The sequence below is a fragment of the Stenotrophomonas sp. HITSZ_GD genome (assembly GCF_029543105.1).
Lineage (GTDB): Bacteria > Pseudomonadota > Gammaproteobacteria > Xanthomonadales > Xanthomonadaceae > Stenotrophomonas_A.
Genome location: NZ_JARQXB010000007.1, coordinates 130857 through 149889, shown reverse-complemented (window position 1 = coordinate 149889; position 19033 = coordinate 130857). Strand labels below are relative to the sequence as shown.

13 protein-coding genes are annotated in these 19033 nt (G+C 69.7%); 3 read left to right on the top strand and 10 right to left on the bottom strand.

Annotated features, from left to right (window positions below; genetic code table 11):
- The first annotated feature begins 38 nt into the window (after positions 1 to 38).
- The gene (locus P6166_RS09395) at positions 39 to 374 is read left to right on the top strand and encodes a carboxymuconolactone decarboxylase family protein (protein ID WP_057646584.1); all 336 of its coding nucleotides are present in this window, start codon (positions 39 to 41) and stop codon (positions 372 to 374) included.
- Between the two features lie 42 nt (positions 375 to 416).
- On the opposite strand, the gene P6166_RS09390 is transcribed toward P6166_RS09395, so the two are convergent.
- The 3 genes from P6166_RS09390 to P6166_RS09380 form a co-directional block, all read right to left on the bottom strand.
- On the bottom strand, positions 417 to 1667 hold the full coding sequence (locus P6166_RS09390) for a DUF819 family protein (RefSeq protein WP_277764199.1): 1251 nt from the start codon (positions 1665 to 1667) through the stop codon (positions 417 to 419).
- A gap of 64 nt (positions 1668 to 1731) precedes the next feature.
- A complete protein-coding gene (locus P6166_RS09385; protein ID WP_277764198.1) occupies positions 1732 to 3795 on the bottom strand; it encodes a S9 family peptidase in 2064 nt (687 codons plus the stop codon).
- 278 nt (positions 3796 to 4073) lie between these two features.
- Entirely contained in the window at positions 4074 to 6044 is a 1971-nt protein-coding gene (locus P6166_RS09380; RefSeq protein WP_277764197.1) for an oligopeptide transporter, OPT family, read from the bottom strand.
- 159 nt (positions 6045 to 6203) lie between these two features.
- Between P6166_RS09380 and P6166_RS09375 the strand changes: the two genes are divergently transcribed.
- Entirely contained in the window at positions 6204 to 7964 is a 1761-nt protein-coding gene (locus P6166_RS09375) for a peptide MFS transporter (RefSeq protein ID WP_277764196.1), read from the top strand.
- 98 nt (positions 7965 to 8062) lie between these two features.
- Here the strand turns inward: P6166_RS09375 and P6166_RS09370 are convergent, their stop codons facing one another.
- From P6166_RS09370 to P6166_RS09345, 6 genes are all read right to left on the bottom strand, one after another.
- Entirely contained in the window at positions 8063 to 10036 is a 1974-nt protein-coding gene (locus P6166_RS09370; protein ID WP_277764195.1) for a S9 family peptidase, read from the bottom strand.
- Between the two features lie 84 nt (positions 10037 to 10120).
- Positions 10121 to 12088: a S9 family peptidase gene (locus P6166_RS09365; protein WP_277764194.1), complete on the bottom strand. Its 1968-nt coding sequence runs from the start codon at positions 12086 to 12088 to the stop codon at positions 10121 to 10123.
- A 157-nt stretch (positions 12089 to 12245) separates the two neighbouring features.
- The gene (locus P6166_RS09360; RefSeq protein WP_277764193.1) at positions 12246 to 13868 is read right to left on the bottom strand and encodes an ABC-F family ATP-binding cassette domain-containing protein; all 1623 of its coding nucleotides are present in this window, start codon (positions 13866 to 13868) and stop codon (positions 12246 to 12248) included.
- Between the two features lie 202 nt (positions 13869 to 14070).
- Complete coding sequence (locus P6166_RS09355) at positions 14071 to 15213, bottom strand: MFS transporter (RefSeq protein ID WP_277764192.1); 1143 nt, start codon at positions 15211 to 15213, stop codon at positions 14071 to 14073.
- A gap of 453 nt (positions 15214 to 15666) precedes the next feature.
- Positions 15667 to 16152: a single-stranded DNA-binding protein gene (locus P6166_RS09350; RefSeq protein ID WP_277764191.1), complete on the bottom strand. Its 486-nt coding sequence runs from the start codon at positions 16150 to 16152 to the stop codon at positions 15667 to 15669.
- A 214-nt stretch (positions 16153 to 16366) separates the two neighbouring features.
- A complete protein-coding gene (locus tag P6166_RS09345; RefSeq protein ID WP_277764190.1) occupies positions 16367 to 16780 on the bottom strand; it encodes a g-type lysozyme inhibitor in 414 nt (137 codons plus the stop codon).
- A 280-nt stretch (positions 16781 to 17060) separates the two neighbouring features.
- Here P6166_RS09345 and P6166_RS09340 point away from each other — a divergent pair, with 280 nt between their 5' ends.
- Positions 17061 to 18059: a polyprenyl synthetase family protein gene (locus P6166_RS09340; RefSeq protein ID WP_277764189.1), complete on the top strand. Its 999-nt coding sequence runs from the start codon at positions 17061 to 17063 to the stop codon at positions 18057 to 18059.
- A gap of 133 nt (positions 18060 to 18192) precedes the next feature.
- On the opposite strand, the gene P6166_RS09335 is transcribed toward P6166_RS09340, so the two are convergent.
- Positions 18193 to 18993 carry a dienelactone hydrolase family protein gene (locus tag P6166_RS09335; RefSeq protein WP_277764188.1) on the bottom strand — a complete coding sequence of 267 codons (801 nt, stop codon included), beginning with the start codon at positions 18991 to 18993 and terminating at the stop codon, positions 18193 to 18195.
- Positions 18994 to 19033: the final 40 nt, after the last annotated feature.

Below are 19033 nucleotides of genomic sequence, written 5' to 3'. Positions count from 1 at the left end.
CGCTCAGGCGGCGAGTCGTCATCCGGGAGTGACCTGTCATGTTGGACTGGAACGAATACCGCAAGGAACTGGGCGGGCGCATCGGCGAGATCGGCAAGCTCAGCCCCGATACGCTGCGCGGCTACCAGACGCTGTCCGGCGCCGGCGCCAAGACCGGCCATCTGGATGCCAAGACCCGTGAGCTCATCGCGCTGGCCGTGGCCGTGACCACGCGCTGCGATGGCTGCATCGCCGTGCACACCGCGGCGGCGAAGAAGGAAGGCGCCACCGTCGATGAGGTGGCCGAAGCGCTGGGCGTGGCGGTGGCGCTGAATGCCGGCGCCGCGCTGGTGTATTCGGCGCGCGTCATGGACGCGTTGGCCGATACGCCGTGAGACGCAGGTCCGTCGGCACGGCGGTGCCGGCGGACGGCCGCCTCATCCCGCGCCGGCCATCGCGCGCAGCGTGATGCCCACGACATACGCCAGGTACGTGCCCGTCGCATAACCCAGCGTGCCGAGCAGCACACCCACCGGCGCCAACGCCGGATGGAACGCCGCGGCCACCACCGGCGCCGACGCCGGCCCGCCGATGTGCGATTGCGAGCCGATGGCGAAATAGAAGAACGGCACGTTGAGCAGCCGGCCCAGGCCCCACAGCAGCACGATGTGCACGCCGATCCAGATGATGCCCAGCAGGAACAGCCACGGCCGGTCGAGCAGCGCCAGCAGGTCCATCTGCATCCCGATGCACGCGATGAGGAAATACAGCAACAGCGAGCCGATGCGCGAGGCGCCGGCGCCTTCCAGCGTGCGCGCGCGGGTGAAGCTCAGGCCCAGCCCGCAACTGGTGGCCAGCACCACCACCCACACGAACGGCGAGTCCAGGCTGAAGCGCGACGCCCACGACACATTCGCGCCGAACCACGCCGACAGCGGCGTGGCGATGGCATGCGCCAGGCCCACGGCGCCGAACGCGACGCCGACGATGATCATCAGGTCGGTCAGCGTCGGAATTCGCTCGTGCTGGGCCTGGAAGGCGGCAATGCGTTCCTTCAATTCGTCCAGGGCGCGAGTGTCCGCACCGCTGCGGGCATCGATCTTCTGCGCGCGACCGGCCAGGAAAATGAGCGCGGCCATCCACACGTAGCCCACGCCGACATCCACCACCGCGAACTGGCCGAACGTGGTGGCATCGACGTTGAACACCTCGCGCATCGCCAGCATGTTGGCGCCGCCGCCGATCCAGCTGCCGGCCAGCGCGGCCATGCCGGCCCAGGTATCGCCGGCCACGGTGGACGGGTGGATCCAGCGCATCACCGCGAAGGCGACAAACGCGCCGAGCATGATGCTGGCCGAGGTGCCCACGTACATCAGCACCAGCTTGGGCCCCAGGCGCAGGATGGCCTTGATGTCCACCGCCAGCGTCAGCAGCACCAGCGCGGCCGGCAGCAGGATGTCGCGCGCCACCGGGTTGTACAGCGAGGTGTGCTGGCCGTCGATCAGCCCGACGGTGTTGTAGATGCCGGGAATCAGGTAGCACAGCAGCAGCGCCGGCACGAACGTATAGAAGCGCTTCCACAGCCCCTTCTCCCGCGAGGCGGTCCAGAACACTGCGCCGAGGGTGGCGGCGATCAGGCCGAAGACGACGATGTCGTTCTGGATCAGGGCGGTGCGGGCTTCGTTCATGCGGTATCCGGGCGCGGGGCGGGAAACGACGCGGGGCCGGCAATGCCGGCCCCGCGCGAAGGTCTTACTCGCCGATGTGCTGCTTGAGCCAGGCGTTGACCGTGTCGTGCCACAGGATCGAGTTCTGCGGCTTGAGCACCCAGTGGTTCTCGTCCGGGAAGTACAGGAACTTCGACTCCACGCCCTTGCGCTGCGCGGCGGTGAACGCGGCCAGGCCCTGCTCCACCGGAATGCGGAAGTCCTGCTGGCCGTGGATCACCAGGATCGGCTTGCTCCAGTTGGCGACATGGTTGACCGGGTTGAACTTCTCGTACTTCTCGGCGTTGTTCCAGGGCGTGCCGCCGTTCTCCCACTCGCTGAACCACAGCTCCTCGGTGCTGTAGCCCATCATGCGGTTGTCGAACACGCCGTCATGGTCGACCAGGCACTTCCACGGCTCATTCCAGTTGCCGGCGATCCAGTACGTCATGAAGCCGCCGTAGCTGGCGCCAAGCGCGCAGGCCTTGTCGCCGTTGAGGAAGCCGTACTGCTGCTGCGCCGCCGCCCAGCCCTTCTGCAGGTCTTCCAGCGGGCGGTCGCCCCAGTGCTGGCTGATGGCGTCGGTGAACGCCTGGCCGTAGCCGGTGGAACCGTGGAAGTCGATCATCACCACCGCGTAGCCCTGGCCCGCATAGGTCTGCGGGTTCCAGCGGTAGCTCCAGCCGTTGCCGAAGCTGCCCTGCGGGCCACCGTGGATCAGGAACGCCACCGGGTACTTCTTGCCCGGCTGGTAGTTGTACGGCTTGACCACGTAGCCGTGCACGGCCTCGTTGTTCCAGCCCGTGAACTGGAACTGCTCGAAATCGCCGAACTGCACGTCCGGCAGCGTTTCGCCGGTGCTCGGGGTGATCGCGCGCAGGTTCTGCGCGGCGGTATCGGCCACGAAGATTTGGTCGCCGCTCTTGAGCGAATTGCGGGTGAAGGCGAGCGTGGGGCCAGCCAGCACCGGCGAGCCGACGCTGCCCTCGCCCACCAGTTGGGTCGCCTTGCCGGTGGCGATGTCGATCTGGAACAGCGGGTGCTGGCCCAGGTCGTCGGCGCCGGTGAGGATGGACTTGCCGTCGGCGCTGAGCACGATCTCGCCGGCCGAGCGGTCCCACTGCGGGGCGATCTCGCGCGTCTTGCCGCTGGCCAGGTCCATCGCCATCAGCGCGAAGCGGTCGGCCTCGAAGCCCGGACGCTTCATCGCGCGGTAGTACAGGGTCTTGCCGTCGGCGCTGAACACCGGGCCGGCATCCCAGGCCGGGTTGGCCTTGGTGAGGTTCACCGCGGCCTTGCTGCCGGCGGCGTCGAGCTTGTACAGGTCGAAGTTGGTCGACCACGGCTCCTCGCGGCCGGCCACGCGGATGCTGGCGACCACGCTCTTGCCGTCCGGCGCCCACTCGTAGTCGTCGTTGCCGCCGAACGGCTTGGACGGTGCGTCGCCGGCGATCTTCGCGCTGATCGCGGTGGCGGTGGTGGCCTTGGCTTCGCCCTTCGGCAGCGGCGCCACGAACAGGGTGTTGCGGCGGCCGTCGTTCCAGGTGTCCCAGTGGCGCACGAACAGCGAGTCGAACACCTTGCCGGTGGCCTTGGCGTTTTCGGCGGCGTCGAGCTTCTTCTTCGTGCAGGCCAGGTCGGAGGCGCAATCCTGGAACACGCCGGCGCTGAACACGATGCGCTCGCCCTGCGGGGAGAGCTTGAAGCTGTCCACGTCCACCGGGAAATCGGTCAGCTGGCGCGGCGTGCCGCCTTCGGCCGGCATCGCGTACAGCTGCTGGCTGCCGTTCTTGGCACTGAGGAAGTAGACGGTCTGGCCGTCGTGCGAGAAGGCCGGCGAGTTGACGTTCCAGCCTTCCGGGGTGATCTGCTTGGGCGGGGCCATGTCGCGGGTGCGCAGGTCGCGGCGCCACAGGCTGCTGCTGGCCTTGGTCTTGTTCTCGTCCATCACGCGCTTGGAGAACACCAGCACGCCGCCATCCGGGCTCAGGGTCGGGGCGGACACGCGGTCCAGGGCGACCATGTCGCGGACATCGAAACCGCGCGCGGTGGCCAGCGTGGGCAGGGCGGCCAGCAGGCACAGGGGCAGCAGGGCGTGGCGAAGCTTCATGGAGTCTCCGGGCAGGACGGCAAACCCCCGATGGTAGGCGGCCACGGCCGCGCCGTGCAAAGGAGGGAAGTCATGGCTGCGGCGGTGCCCGCACCCTCGGGCGCTCCCCCCTGTAGGAGCGGCTTCAGCCGCGACGGGGCCATGCCTGCGGTCGCGGCTGAAGCCGCTCCTACAAGGCGGGCACGGCACCGCAGAGGGCGCCCCACAGCACCTCACGCCGCCGCAAAAAAGAAGGCTGCCCGCAGGCGGCCTTCGTTGCGATGCAGCACGCTTCGGCGTTACGCCTTCTCGCCGCGCTTGCCGGTGCGGTACAGCAACCAGCCCACCAGGGCCAGCACCACCAGGCCGATCCACTGGTTCAGGTGGAAGGCTTCCGGCAGGGCCAGCACGTCGGCGCGTTGCGTCACCACGATCGGCACCGCGATGGCGATGCCCAGCAGCGCTTCGCCGGTGATCAGGCCGGCCGAGAACAGCACGCCCGGGCGGTGCACGCGGTCGCGCGCCTCTTCGTCGTCCGGGTTGACCTTGTGGAAGCGTTCCACCAGGTGCGCCAGCAGGCCGCCGAGGAAGATCGGCACCATCAGCTCCAGCGGCAGGTAGATGCCGATGGCCGCGGCCAGCACCGGCACGCGGAAGCGCGCGCCGCGCGACTTCAGCCATTCGTCCAGCGCGATCACCGCCGCGCCGACCACCGCGCCCAGCGCGATGAACGACCACGGCAGCTGCCCGCCGAACAGGCCGCGCGCAACCGACGCCATCAGGTTGGCCTGCGGCGCCGCCAGCGAATTCGGGTGCGCCGGGGTCGGCGCGCCGATGCCGTAGGCATTGGCCAGCAGGTTCAGCACCGGGGCCATGATCAGCGCGCACGAGAACGCGCCGATGCCCAGCATCAGCTGCTGCTTCCACGGCGTGGCGCCGACCAGGTAGCCGGCCTTGAGGTCCTGCAGGTTGTCGCCACCCACCGCCGCCGCGCAGCACACCACCGCGCCGATCATGATCGCGGCCACGGCGCCCAGCGGTGCACCGGCCGCGCCCACCGGGTTCAGGCCGCTCTTGCCCAGCAGCAGCACCAGCACGGCCGAGGCGAACAGGATGGTGGAGATGGTGATGCCCGAGACCGGGTTGTTCGACGAGCCGATCAGGCCGGCCAGGTAGCCGGACACCGACACGAACAGGAAACCGGCGGCGATCATGATGATCGTCATCGGGATCGACACGTGCCACTGCTGCACGATGGCCTGGTACAGGCCCAGCAGCGGCAGGGTGAAGGCCACCAGCGCGACGAGCATCCACTTCATCGGCAGGTCGCGCTCGGTCTCGGCGACGACGGTATTGCCGGCGCTCTTGCGCGCGGCGGCAAAGCCGCTCTTGATGCCCGACAGCAGCGACTTGCGCAGCGAGAACAGCGTCCAGATGCCGCCGATGAGCATCGCGCCCACGCCCAGGTAGCGAATCTTCGCGCTCCAGATGGCGTAGGCCGCATCGGCCGAGGACGCATCGGCGATGGCCGTGGCCAGGGCCGGGTCGCTGTTGGCGAAGAACGCCTGGTACAGCGGGATGGCGATGTGCCAGGACAGGATCGAGCCGGACACCACCACGATGCCGACGTTCAGGCCGACGATGTAGCCCACGCCGAGCAGCGCGGGCGACAGGTTGGTGCCGATGAACGCGGTCACCTTGGAGCTGCCGACGTAGGCCGACTGCACCCAGGTATCCGGGATCACGCGCAGGCCGCTGGCGGCCGAGAGCTTCACCAGCGCGCCGATGGCACCGGAAACGGCCAGGATCTTCAGGCCCGGCCCGGGGTTCTCACCGGCCTTGAGCACTTCGGCCGCAGCCTTGCCTTCCGGGAACGGCAGCGGATCCTCGACGATCATCGAGCGGCGCAGCGGCACCGAGAACAGCACGCCCAGCAGGCCGCCCAGGCCGGCGATGCCCAGCACCCACCAGTACTTGAAGTCCGGCCAGTAGCCCATGATCACCAGCGCGGGGATGGTGAAGATCACGCCGGCGGCGATCGACGAGCCGGCCGAGGCGCCGGTCTGGACGATGTTGTTCTCCAGGATCGTGCCGCCGCCGAGCAGGCGCAGCACGCCCATCGAGACGACCGCCGCCGGAATGGCGGTGGCGATGGTCAGGCCGGCGAACAGGCCGAGGTAGGCGTTGGCTGCCGAAAGCACCATGGCCAGGACAATCGCCAGCACCACGGCACGGAAGGTGAGCTGGCGCGGCTGTGCGGCTTGGCTCATGGAAACCCCCTGGGTAAGGAATGACAAAAAATCCGGGCCACGCTAGCCGCTGGCCGATTTCCTGTCCAGTTGCAGGTGAAAGTGCCTCCCGCGCCGCGCCGGCAAACCCGGCACATCCGGCCCTTCTATACTCCCGCCCTTTCGCCCGCCGCCGCCCGCATGACCGCCACCGCCGCCCTGCCCCGCTCCGACGATTTCCTCGGCCACCCCAAGGGCGTGTACGTCTGCTTCTTCACCGAGATGTGGGAGCGCTTCTCCTTCTACGGCATGAAGGCGTTGCTGCTGCTCTACCTCACCAAGCACCACCTGTTCGGCGATGCCGCCGGCCTGGACCTGCTCGGCGCCTACGGCGGGCTGGTGTACTGCATGCCGGTGATCGGCGGCCTGCTGGCCGACCGCTGGCTGGGCATGCGCAAGGCGGTGACCTTTGGCAGCCTGCTGCTGGTGCTGGGCCACGTCGGCATGGCGGTGGAAGGGCATGCGGCCACGCGTGTGGCCGGCGCGGTGGTGCGCGACGAGGGTGCGCTGTGGGTCACCTACCTCTCGCTGGCGCTGATCATCGCCGGCGTCGGCTTCATGAAGCCGAACATCTCCACCATCGTCGGGCGGCTGTATGCCGAGAACGACCCGCGCCGGGATTCGGGCTTCTCGCTGTTCTACGCCGGCATCAACCTCGGCGCGCTGTTCGCCTCGCTGGTGTGCGGCTTCCTCGGCGAGGCCTACGGCTGGAAGTACGGTTTCGGCGCGGCCGGCATCGGCATGCTGCTGGGCCTGGCGATGTTCCTGTGGGGCCAGAAGTACCTGCACGGCCATGCCGAACCGCCGGCGCCGGCGACGCTGCGCGAGCGCGTGTTCGGCCTGCCGCGCGAATGGCTGATCTATGGCGGCGCGGTGCTCTCGGTGTTCCCGATTGCCGCGCTGATGTGGGCTGCCGCCAACGGGGTGGCTTCCATCGGCGGTGAAATCAGCCTGGCGCTGGTGCTCATGCTGGTCGTGCTGGGCGGCGTGCTGCTGTGGTTCGCGTGGTTCACCGGCGCCCGCTGCACGCCAGTGCAGCGCGGGCAGATGTGGGCGCTGCTGGCGCTGATCTTCATGGCGCTGGTGTTCTTCACCCTCTACGAGCAGACGTATGGCTCCTGGGTCACCTTCACCGACCGCTTGCTGACCAAGGACGTCGCGCCGAGCCTGGTGATCCGCGACGGCACGCCGCTGCCGTGGTCGATCGCCTCGCTGCTGCTGGCCCCGCTGGGCTTCGCGGTGGCCGCCACGATGTCCGACCGCCACGCCGCTTCGCGCGCACCGCGCATGCTGTTCGTCGGCGTCACCGCGCTGATGCTGGTGTTTCTGGTGCGCGACTGCATCGTGCTGCCGCAGACCGCCGGCTCGCTCACCTACCTGGGCGCGTTGTTCCTGGTGCTGCTGGCGCCGCTGTTCGCCGCGCTGTGGGCCTGGCTGGACCGGCGCCGCGCCGATCCCTCCAAGCCGGTGAAGTCGGCGCTGGGGCTGATCTTCGCCGGGTTGTCGTTCGTGCCGTTGGCGCTGGCCGCGCAGCAGGTCGGCGCGACCGGCGCGATCGCCAGCGTGTGGTGGCTGGTGTTGGCCTACCTGGTGCTGGAAGTCGGCGAGATGTGCCTGGCGCCGGTGGGCCTGTCGGCGGTGACGCAGCTGGCGGTGCCGCGCGTGGTCAGCCTGATGATGGGCACCTGGTTCCTCGCCACCGCGTTTTCCGAGGCGCTGGCCGCGCTGTTCGGCAAGCTCGCCGCCATCGACGTGCCCGAGGATGGGCAGATGGACCTGGTGCAGGCGTCGGCCAGCTACGCGCACCTGTTCTGGCTGATGATGTGGATCGGCCTGGCGTGCGGCGTGATCGCGCTGCTGTGCGCGCCGTGGCTGCGGCGCGCGATGCATGGGGTTCGGTAGCCGAGCGCCTCGCCGCGACCGGCACGTGCGCGGTCGCGGCTGAGCGTTTCCGCCCGGGAGTGCGCAGGGGCGCCCGAAGGCGCCCTACTCCGGTGTGCTCAGGGCTGCGCGCCCGCGGCCTTGGCCGGCTGCCCGCCCAGCGACCTGGACAGGAACGCCAGCAGCTGCGTGTAGTACTCGCGCTGGTGGTCCGGGGTGTAGAAGCCGTGGCCTTCGGTCGGGTAGTACAGCGTCTGCACCGGCACGCCGGCCTTGCGCAGGGCCGCTTCCATCTTGCGGCTGTGCTCGATGGGCGCGCGCTTGTCCTCGCCACCGGCCGCCAGAAAAACCGGCACCTTGATCTGCGTGGCGAGATTGACCGGGGAGACCTTCGACAGCTGCGCCGGGTCGCCGATCCACTCGCGCAGGTAGGTTTCACCGCGCAGGGTTTCGCGCACGTCGCCGCCGGAGAACATCATCGACAGGTCGTAGATGCCGACGTAGCCCGCTGCGCACTTGTACAGGCCCGGCTCCTTCGCCACGCCCATCAATGCGGCGTAGGCACCGTAGCTGGCGCCGTAGATGCAGATCCGGTTCGCGTCCGCATAGCCCTGCTGGATGGCCCACTTCGTTGCGTCGGTCACGTCGTCCTGCATCGTGCCGCCCCACTGCTGGGCGCCCGCGTTCTCGAACGCGCGCCCGTAGTTGCCCGAGCCACGGAAGTTGACCTGCAGCACCGCGTAGCCGGCGCTGGCGAGCATCTGCGCCTCGCCATCGAACGCCCAGCCATCGAAGACGCCGAACGGGCCGCCATGCGGCATCATCACCATCGGCAGCGCCTTGCCCTGGCTGCCGGCGGGCCGGGTGAGGTAACCATGCAACACCAGGCCATCGCGCGCCTTCAGCGCGATCGGCTCGGCCTGCGCCATCTTTGCCGGGTCGAACCAGTCGCGGCGCCCGACCACGTGCTCGGCTTTCTTCGCCGCCTTGTCGAACAGGTAGAAGTCGCCCGGATTACGGTCCGTCCAACTCTGCACCAGCAGCAGGTTGCCGGCCTTGTCGGTGGAGGTGACATGCACGGCGCTGCCGAAGGCGGCTTCGAGGCTGTGGTACAGGCGCGCGTCGGCGCCTTCCGGCTCGAAGAACACCGACTTGGTCTTGTCGCCAGTCACCAGCGCACCCACGGGCACCTGGCTGTTGGGTCGATAAAGGATCGTACCCGGGTCGGCGACGGCATCCTGCAGCACGACCTTGCGCGTGTCGGCGGCGATGTCCCACGCCACGATGGCGTCGGGGCCCTTGCGGTTCTCCACTTCCAGGTAGGCAATGCGGTTGTCCTCGGAGAAACCGAGCGGCATGGCCTGGCCGCCCGCCTCGATCTCGCTGTGGATCATGCGCCACTGCGCGCCGTCGCCGTCGCGGTAGTACAGCAGCTGGTTGTTGCTGACATCGCTGCCCCAGGCGAAGCGCACCACGCCGGCATTGTCGGTGGCGAACTGGCTGTTGCGCACCGGCGAGCGGGTGATCGGCGAGCGCCGCCCGCTTTGCAGGTCGAGTCGCTCGGCGCTGGTATAGCGTGCCTCGCCCGGCTCCAGCACGTTGATGACGGCATAACGCTCGTCGTCCGGCAGCAGGTCCACGACCTGGGCGCCGACATAGGCGGTGGTACGCGCAGCCTTGTGCGCGTCCGTGGCCTTGTTGGCCTTGCCCACGCCGATCAGGATGTCCGGGCTGCCGTCCACGTCCAGCTTGTAGAGCTCGTAGGTCTTCTGCGGCGTATCGAGCAGGCCGGACTTCTTGTTCACGTCGAACACCACGCGGCGGTCGCCTGACCAGTCGAACGCGCCGACGTGCCCGTTCTTCTCCGGCGTGAACTTGCTCGATACCGAATTGTCGGCGCGACGGAGGATCACCAGCACGGTGCGGTCCTCCAGCGGCAGCGTCGCGGCAAGGTATTCGCCCGTGGGCGAGAGCTTGATGTTGGTGAACTTGTCGCGCTTGATGTAGGCGTCGATGTCTACCTGCGCGTGCGCCGCACCGGCCGCAAAAGCCAGCGAGCACAGCAGCGCGAGCGCTGGAATCGAATGCTTCATGGGAATCCCCGTGGAGTGCGAAGAAAGCTCGGCGGCATCTCCCGATGCCGCCGCCTGGGACTGCTCAATCGCCGGGTGCGCGGCTCAGGGCTGCGCGCCCGCGGCCTTGGCCGGCTGCCCGCCCAGCGACCTGGACAGGAACGCCAACAGCTGCGTGTAGTACTCGCGCTGGTGGTCCGGGGTGTAGAAGCCGTGGCCTTCGGTCGGGTAGTACAGCGTCTGCACCGGCACGCCGGCCTTGCGCAGGGCCGCTTCCATCTTGCGGCTGTGCTCGATGGGCGCGCGCTTGTCCTCGCCACCCGCTGCCAGGAAAACCGGCACCTTGATCTGCGCGGCGAGATTGACCGGGGAGACCTTCGACAGCTGCGCCGGATCGCCGACCCACTCGCGCAGGTAGGTCTGCCCGCCCAAGGTGTCCTGGATGTCGCCCCCGGAGAACATCATCGGCAGGTCGTAGATGCCGACGTAGCCCGCCGCGCACTTGTACAGGCCCGGCTCCTTCGCCACGCCCATCAATGCGGCATAGGCGCCGTAGCTGGCGCCGTAGATGCACACGCGCGATGCGTCGGCATAGCCCTGCTGGATGGCCCACTTCGTTGCGTCGGTCACGTCGTCCTGCATCGTGCCGCCCCACTGCTGCGCGCCGGCCTGCCGGAACGCACGCCCGTAGTTGCCCGAGCCGCGGAAGTTCACCTGCAGCACCGCGTAACCGGCGGCGGCCAGCATTTGCGCGTCCGTGTCGAAGGCCCAGACATCTTCCTCGCCGAACGGACCGCCATGCGGCATCACCACCATGGGCAGTGCCTTGCCGGCACTGCCGCGCGGGCGGGTGATATAGCCATGCAACGTGAGGCCATCGCGCGCTTTCAGCGTGATCGGTTCCGCCTGCGCGGTCTTGTCCGGATCGAACCAGGCCTTCCGGCTGGCCACGTGGCTGGCCTTCTTGGCCGCCTTGTCGAACAGGTAGAAATCGCCGGGGTTGCCGTCCGTCCAGCTCTTCACCAGCAACAGGTTGCCGGTCTTGTCGGTGGAAGTGATCAGCACCGCGCTGCCGAAGGCCGCCTCAAGGCTGTGGTACAGCCGCGCGTCCGCGCCTTCCGGCTCGAAGAAGACCGACTTGGGTTTCTCGCCACGCACCAGCGCGCCCACCGGCACCTGGCTGTTGGGCCGATAGAGGATCTCGGCAGGGTCGGCCACGGCATCCTGCAACACCACCTTGCGGGTGTCGGCTGCGATGTCCCAGGCGACGATGGCATCGGGCCCCTTTGGGTTCTGCACTTGGAGGTAGGCAATCCGGTTGTCCTCGGAGAACCCGACCGGCCATTCGATTGTGCCTGCCTGCCCCTCGTCGTGCACCATGCGCCACTCGCCGCCCTCGCCATCGCGGTAGTACAGCTTGTTCACGTTGTCCGAGGCGCTGCCCCAGGCGAAGCGCACCACCCCGGCGTTGTCGGTCGCAAATTCGCTGCTGCGCACCGGCGACTTGACCAGCGGGAAACGGCCACCGGTCGTGGTATCCAGCCGCTCGGCACTGGTGAAGCGCGCTTCGCCCGCGCCCCACACGTTGACGATGATGTTGCGCTCGTCGTTAGGCAACAGGTCGACGATGCTGGCACCGACCAGCTCGGCCTTGCGCGTCTGGATCCGGGTGCCCAGCCCGCTGCCTTCGGCGCGGTAGCCGATCAGGATCTGCGGCTTGTTGTCGTCCGCGTCGATGGCATACAGCTCGCCGGTCCCCTGCGGCCGTTCGAGCAGGCCGTACTTCTGGCCGATCTCGATCACCACGCGCTTGTCGCTCGACCAGCTGAAGTCCTGCACGTGCGTATTCTGGCCGAGGCCGAACTTGGCGGTCATCGCATTGTCCGAGCGGCGCAGGATCGCCAGCATCGTGCGGTCCTCCAGCGGCACGGTGGCGGCGATGTACTCACCGGTCGGCGAGAGCTTGATGTCGGTGAACTGGTCCTTCTTGATGTACGCGTCCACGTCGACCTGGGCGCTGGCAGCACCCGACACGGCGAGCAGGACCGCTGCGCCGAGATTCCACTTCTTCATTCGATCCCCCGGATTCTCTTCCGTCTCCCACCGGCATCCGCCGGTGCCCCCCCGCCTCCTGGCGTGGCCGGTGAACGCTAGCAAGTCCCCGTGCGGCCGCCAAGCGCCGAACGGACGCGCACCCGCGTGATCGTGATGCACGTCGCCGGGCGCGGGCTCAGGCGCGCTCCCGCAACTTGCCCTCCGCCAGCCACCACCGCCGCGTGACCCCGATCGCATCGAGGAAGGCGTCGTCATGGCTGGCCACCACCAGCGCGCCCTCGTGCGCCCGCAGGCCCTGCTCCAGTTGCGCGACGGTCTCCAGGTCCAGGTTGTTGGTGGGCTCGTCCAGCAGCAGCAGCTGCGGCGCCGGCTCGGCATGCAATACGCACAGCAGCACCACGCGCAGACGCTCCCCGCCGGAGAGGGCGGCCAGCGGCAAGCCGGTGCGTTCGCCGCGAAAGCCCAGGCCCGCGAGCAGGCGCGCGCGTTCGCCCGGCGCCATGCCGGGCGCGGCGGCGGCGAAATGTTCGGCCACGCTCGCCCGCGGGTCGGGGAGTTCGAGGCGTTGCGACAGCGTGGCGATGCGCCCTGCGCCGCGCCGCACGCTACCCGCGGCGGGCGGCAGGTCGCCGGCGAGCAGCTGCAGCAGCGTCGTCTTGCCCGCCCCGTTGTCGCCCTGCAGGGCAATCCGCTCGGGCCCGCGGATCGTCAACGCAAGGCCGTCGCCGGCAAACACGGCGCGGCCATCGCGGTACACCTGCACGCCCTGCCCATGGAACAGCACGCGATCGGCGGGTACCCGCGTGGCCGGCAACGGCAGGGCGAGCGGCGTGGCGCCCTCCAACGCCTGCGCCGCTTCGCGCAGGTGCGCGCGGGCCTGCGCGAGGCGATCGGCATGCACCTCGTCGGTCTTGCCGGCGGAGACCTGCGCGGCGCGTGCCCGCAGGCCCGCGACCAGGCGCGGCAGGCCCGCATCCGCCACGCCGTGCGCGGCGCGGGCGCTGCGCCGTTCGGCCCGCTCGCGGGCCTGCTGGCGGGCCTGCTGCTGCCGGCGCACTTCGCCGCGCAACTGGCGCACGCGCTGCTCGGCGGCCTGCTGGCCGGCTTCGGCCGCCTCGCGGTACTCGCGCCAGCCGCCGCCATGCAACGCGAGGTGGTCCGGATGCAGCTCGGCGATCTGGTCCATGCCATCAAGCAACCTGCGATCGTGGCTGGCGATCAACACGCAGCCGGGCCAGTCGGCCAGCACGTCGCACAGGCGGCGGCGCGCGGTGGCGTCCAGATGGTTGCTGGGTTCGTCGAGCAGCAGCACGTCGGGACGTTGCAGCAGGCGCGCCGCCAGCGCCAGCGACATCGCTTCGCCACCACTGAGCGTGCGCATCGGCCGCTGCAACGACAGGCCGTCCAGCCCGAGCCGCGCCAGCGTGGCCGCGATGCGCTCGCGAAGATCCCAGTCGGAGCCCACGCACTCGAAATCCTCGAGCGTGCCGGCGCCCGCATGCACCGCCTCCAATGCGCGCAATTGCGTGGCCACGCCCAGTACGTCGGCCACCTGCAGGCGGGGATCGAGGGCAAGTTGCTGCGGCAGCCAGGCCACCCGGCCGTGCAGCGCGATGCGCCCGGCAGCCGGCGCCAGCTCGCCGGCCAGCAACCGCAGCAGGGTGCTTTTGCCGGCGCCGTTGGGCGCCACCAGGCCGGTGCGCGTGGCGCCGAGGGTGAAGGACAGGTCGTGCAGGACGGGCGTACCGTCCGGCCAGGCGAAACTCAGGTGCGATACGCGGATATGCGCGGAAGCCATGGGGATTCTCCGTGAGGTGCGGCGCGCACGGCGAGGCCGGCGCGGCGGGAACCGGTGCGGCACGCGCCCGCCCTCGGGCATCGCGGCGACCGGGTCTACGGGGAATCGAGGCTCACACGGGCGGAAGGTCTCCTGGCTGGACGGATACTCTAGCGCGGGTTGGCTGAAGCATGGCGCCAGGCCGGCCTCCCCAACGCGCCGACTATTCCGCCTGGCCGCGCAGCCAGCGCGCCGACAGCGCCACGCCGAACAATGCAACCGCCACGCACAGGAAGGCGAACACCAGGCTGGAGGCATGCGCGACAAAGCCGATCAACGCCGGGCCGGCGAGCACGCCGGCATAGCCCAGCGTGCTCATCCCCGGAATCGCCATCGCCTCGGGCATGGCGCGCTGGTTGCCCGCCAGCGAAAACAACACCGGCACGATGTTGGCGCAGCCGATGCCCACCAGCGCGTAGCCGAGCAAGCCGGGCAGCCAGGCGGGCACCACCGTGACGAGCAGGAAGCCGGCGGCCGCGAGCAGGCCGCCCACCAGCACGGTGCGCTGGCGGCCCAGGCGCTCCACCACGCCGTCGCCGAGCAGGCGCGCCAGCGTCATGCTCAAGGCGAATACCACGTAGCCCGTGCCCGCGCGGCTGGGCTCGACCCCGCGCACCTCGCTCAGGAACACCGCGCTCCAGTCCAGCATCGAGCCTTCGGCCAGGAACACGACGAAGGCGAGCACGCCGAGGAACAACACGAAGCCGTGCGGCCACGCCAGCAGCGGGCCGTCGTGGTCGATGCGCTCGCGATGCCAGTACGGCACCGAGCACGCCGCCAGCGCGATGAGCGCGACCACCGCGCCGGCCGCGGCCCACACGGGCGGCACCGCCGCGGCCAGCAGCGCGGTCATCGCCGCCGCGCCGCAGAAGCCGCCGATGCTGTAGAACGCATGGAAGCCGGACATCATCGCGCGCCCGGCGTGGCGCTCCACCGCGACCGCCTGCAGGTTCATCGCGCAATCCATCGCCCCCACGCCCGCCCCGAACACGAACAGCACCGCGCCCAGCCACCAAGGCGAGCCGGCCAGCGCGAGCAGCGGCAGCGTCAGGCACATCAGCAGCAACGAGCCCAGCATCACCTTGCGGCAGCCCTGGCGCGCGGTGAGCGCACCGGCCAGCGGCATCGCCAGCAGCGAACCGGCGCCCAGGCACAGCAGCACCAGGCCGAGCATGGCCTCGTCCAGGCCGGCGCGCGCCTTGGCGAAGGGCACGATGGGCGCCCAGACCGAGACGGCGAAGCCGGGCATGAAGAAGGCGGCGCGGGTGGCGTGCTGTTCGGCGCGGGCGCTGTGGCGAGGGGTCATGAAGATCCTTGGACGGGGTGCAAACGGGTCAGGCGGGCGCGCGTGTGGACTGGCGTGCCAAGAGCGCGTGGGCCACGGCGACATCGCGCGGCGCCACCGGCCCGGCGGCCGCCCGCGTGGTCATGAGCAGGTCGATGGCGATCATGGCAGGCGTGGTCGCGCGGATGCAGTCGCTGGCGCCCACCGATTGGCTGGCGGATGACGGTGACCGGCGGCCAGGCGCGGCGTGCAGCGGCGGCGGTGTCGATCCGCCAGCGACCTCGTGCCTGCCGCTAGCGGGCGGGCGTCGGCATGGCGGACGGCGCTTGGAGAACGGGGAGCTCATCCCGGCGCCGTTGACGCTGCGCGCGAGCATCGGACCAAACGAAGCGGACCTGCCGGCGCACTGGCCGCACGGAGCCACCAGCGCCTGAAATAAAAAGCCCCGGTTTCCCGGGGCTTCTCGCGGCCGGCTCAGAACGGAATATCGTCGTCGGCGAAATCGTCCATCGGCGGCGCGGACTGCTGCGGTGCCGGCGCCTGGCGGCGCGGCGCGTATTCCTGGCGCGGCGCGGACTGGCGCTGCGGGCGATCGCCGCCCATGCCACCACCGCCACCGCCTTCACCGCGGCCGCCCAGCATCTGCATTTCGTCGGCGACGATGTCGGTGGAGTACTTCTCCACGCCATCCTGGCCGGTGTACTTGTCGTAGCGGATCGAGCCTTCGACGTAGACCTGGCTGCCCTTGCGCAGGTATTCGCCGGCGATTTCGCCGAGCTTGCCGAAGAACACGACGCGGTGCCATTCGGTGCGCTCCTGCTGGTTGCCGTCGCGGTCCTTGCGCACGCTGGTGGTGGCCAGGCTGCAGCGGGTCACGGCCATGCCGCTCTGGGTGTACTTGACCTCGGGGTCGTTGCCGAGATTGCCGACGAGGATGACTTTGTTGATGCCGCGGGCCATAGCGTTTCCGTCTGAATGAGGCGATTGGGGCGTGGCGGGCCGCGGGCGTGACGCCGGGCCGGCCAGGGAGGCTGCCCTGGGGCAGCCCGATGGTCCCCATCTTACCAGCACCTCCCCGGATGACCGCCCCCGCCGGGCGCGGCGCGGGGTCAGGCAGACGGCCTGGCAGATGCCGCCGCCAGGCACGGCGCGGCGGGCCGCGGCGCGCGCCGGATCAGCGCGCGGCGAGCTCGATGGCGAAATCCACCTTCTCGCCACGCCGCGCCGAAGCGCGCATCTGGTACACCTGCACGATGTACTCGCCGCTGGCCGGCAGCTGGCCTTCCCACGGCGTGCCCACGCTGCCGCTGCCGATCGCCTCGGCCGCGCCCGGTTCGTCGCCCGGCTTGAAGACGTTGAAGCTGGCGTTGCTGCTGCCGTCCAGCTTGACCGTGGCCGTCTGGCCCGCGTTGGCGTCCAGCGTGTAATGCACGCTGTCGTAGCCGGTGAAGTGCCCCTTGAGCTTGGCGCTGCTCGCGCCCTTGGCGAAGTGGACAGGCACCGTGGTGACCTGGTCCGCGCCCGAGGCGGAGACCGCCAGGCCGATCAGCAGACAGGCGAGCGCCAGTACGGCGATGACATGCTTCATGCTTTCCCTCCGGGTTGAAAGAACAGCGCAGCAAAACCATTCGCCGGCCGTGGGGACCGGTGTGCAACGGTGGAACGCGTGTTTCCCGAGAAGCGCGACCGCCGCGCCGATCCCCTCATCCCGGCAGGCAGGCGGTCGGGCGAAGCCTATCCGATCCGGGCAGGGGCGCATCCTGCAGCGCAGCACGGTGCACGGGCGCGGAACGCACCCTCCGGGGACCGGCGCCGACGGAAGGACGGGCAGTCGCCTATAATTCGGCCACGCTTCCAGCCCGATCCGCATGAGCCTCGCCGAAGACCTCCGCCCCGCCCTGGGCCTGCCCCAGATCCAGCAGCTCGCCGCTCCCGACATGGCCGCGGTCGATGCCCTGATCCGCAGCCGCCTCGCGTCGGATGTCGTGCTGATCAACCAGATCGCCGATCACATCATCTCCGCCGGCGGCAAGCGCCTGCGGCCGATGCTGGTGATGCTGGCCGGCCGCGCGGTCGGCGGCGGCGGCCCGGAGCACCACCAACTGGCGGCGATCATCGAGTTCATCCACACCTCCACGCTGCTGCACGACGACGTGGTGGACGAATCGGACCTGCGGCGCGGCCGCAGCACCGCCAATGCCCTGTGGGGCAACGCGCCGAGCGTGCTGGTGGGCGACTTCCTCTATTCGCGCAGCTTCCAGCTGATGGTCGAACTGGACCGCATGCCGGTCATGCGCATCCTGGCCGATACCACCAACCGCATCGCCGAGGGCGAAGTGCTGCAGCTGCTGCACGTGCACAACCCGGACACCGACGAAGCGGCCTACCTGCGCGTCATCGAGCGCAAGACCGCGGTGCTGTTCGCCGCCGGCACGCGCCTGGGCGCGCTGGCCAGCGGCGCGAACGAGGCGCTGCAGGCGCGCCTGTACGACTACGGCATGCAGCTGGGCTACGCGTTCCAGATCGCCGACGACGTGCTCGACTACGCCGCCGACGCCGCCGACCTGGGCAAGAACCTGGGCGACGACCTGGCCGAGGGCAAGGCGACACTGCCGCTGATCCATGCCATCGCGCATTCCGACGCCGGCACGCAGGCGCGCCTGCGGGAGATCGTCGAGCAGGGCGATGCGCAGGCGATGCCCGAAGTGCTGGCGGCGATCCACGCCACCGGCGGGCTGGAGTACAGCCGCCGCCGCGCCGCCGAATACGCGCAGGCCGCCGAGCGTGCGCTCGACGGCCTGGAAGAGAACGACGCCGTGGCCGCATTGCGCGGCTTGGCCCGCTATGCGGTGGCACGCACGCACTGAGGCCCGTTCGGGCTGAAGCTTCTCCTGCGAAGAGACGCGTCCAGGCCACGACGCCGCCATGGCCCGCGCCGCAGGAGCGCGGAATCTTCCGGGCCAGGCACGCCGCCTGCACCCGGAAGCCTTCGGCCCGATCTCAATCCCCGAACCGCTCCTCGAAGAAATCTTCCAGCATGCGGTAAGCGCGCTTGGCCGCGCGCGGGTTGTACAGGCACCCCGGCGGGCTGTTCGCGTCGGCCTCGGCGAAGCAATGCACCGCCCCGCTGAAGTTCACGAACTGCCAATCCGCCCCGGCCGTGTCCATCTCTTCCTGGAATGCGGCGATGTCCTGGGCGGTGACGCTCTTGTCGGCCGCGCCGTTGAGCACCAGCACTGGTGTCTTCACCGCGCCGGCCTTGGCCGGCAGGTCGGTGGAGATGCCGCCGTGCAGGCTCACCACGCCACCCAGCTGGGCCCCGCTGCGCGCCAGCTCCAGCACGGTGGTGCCGCCGAAGCAGAAGCCCACCGCGCCGATGCGCGCCAGATCCACCGGCGCCTTGCCGGCCTGCGCCTTGAGCACCTCCACGGCCTTCTGCGCGCGCAGGCGCAGGGTCGGGCGGTCGCCGCGCAGCTTGCCGGCCACCTGCCCCGCTTCCTGGTCGTCCTTCGGGCGCACGTTCTTGCCGTACACGTCGGCGACCAGCACCACGTAATCGTCGCCGGCAAGCTTCTTCGCCTTCTCCACGGCCGAGTCGTTGACGCCCCGCCAGTTCGGCACCATCACCAGGCCGGGGCGCTTGGCGTCCCCCGCATCGTCATAGACCAGCACGCCGCTGAAGGTGTCCTGCCCGATCTTCCACTCCACCGGCTTGGCCTGCATCGCCGCCGAGGCCGATAGCGGCATCGCCGCCAGGACCAGCATGCCCACCGCCCACTGCCAAGGATTGCGCCTGCTCATCGGACCTGCCTCCGGCTGGATAGTGGAGGCGAGTGTAGCC

Coding starts and splice junctions, on each gene's coding strand:
- P6166_RS09395 (WP_057646584.1), top strand. CDS start 39: ATGTTGGACTGGAACGAATACCGCAAGGAACTGGGCGGGCGCATCGGC.
- P6166_RS09390 (WP_277764199.1), bottom strand. CDS start 1,667: ATGAACGAAGCCCGCACCGCCCTGATCCAGAACGACATCGTCGTCTTC.
- P6166_RS09385 (WP_277764198.1), bottom strand. CDS start 3,795: ATGAAGCTTCGCCACGCCCTGCTGCCCCTGTGCCTGCTGGCCGCCCTG.
- P6166_RS09380 (WP_277764197.1), bottom strand. CDS start 6,044: ATGAGCCAAGCCGCACAGCCGCGCCAGCTCACCTTCCGTGCCGTGGTG.
- P6166_RS09375 (WP_277764196.1), top strand. CDS start 6,204: ATGACCGCCACCGCCGCCCTGCCCCGCTCCGACGATTTCCTCGGCCAC.
- P6166_RS09370 (WP_277764195.1), bottom strand. CDS start 10,036: ATGAAGCATTCGATTCCAGCGCTCGCGCTGCTGTGCTCGCTGGCTTTT.
- P6166_RS09365 (WP_277764194.1), bottom strand. CDS start 12,088: ATGAAGAAGTGGAATCTCGGCGCAGCGGTCCTGCTCGCCGTGTCGGGT.
- P6166_RS09360 (WP_277764193.1), bottom strand. CDS start 13,868: ATGGCTTCCGCGCATATCCGCGTATCGCACCTGAGTTTCGCCTGGCCG.
- P6166_RS09355 (WP_277764192.1), bottom strand. CDS start 15,213: ATGACCCCTCGCCACAGCGCCCGCGCCGAACAGCACGCCACCCGCGCC.
- P6166_RS09350 (WP_277764191.1), bottom strand. CDS start 16,152: ATGGCCCGCGGCATCAACAAAGTCATCCTCGTCGGCAATCTCGGCAAC.
- P6166_RS09345 (WP_277764190.1), bottom strand. CDS start 16,780: ATGAAGCATGTCATCGCCGTACTGGCGCTCGCCTGTCTGCTGATCGGC.
- P6166_RS09340 (WP_277764189.1), top strand. CDS start 17,061: ATGAGCCTCGCCGAAGACCTCCGCCCCGCCCTGGGCCTGCCCCAGATC.
- P6166_RS09335 (WP_277764188.1), bottom strand. CDS start 18,993: ATGAGCAGGCGCAATCCTTGGCAGTGGGCGGTGGGCATGCTGGTCCTG.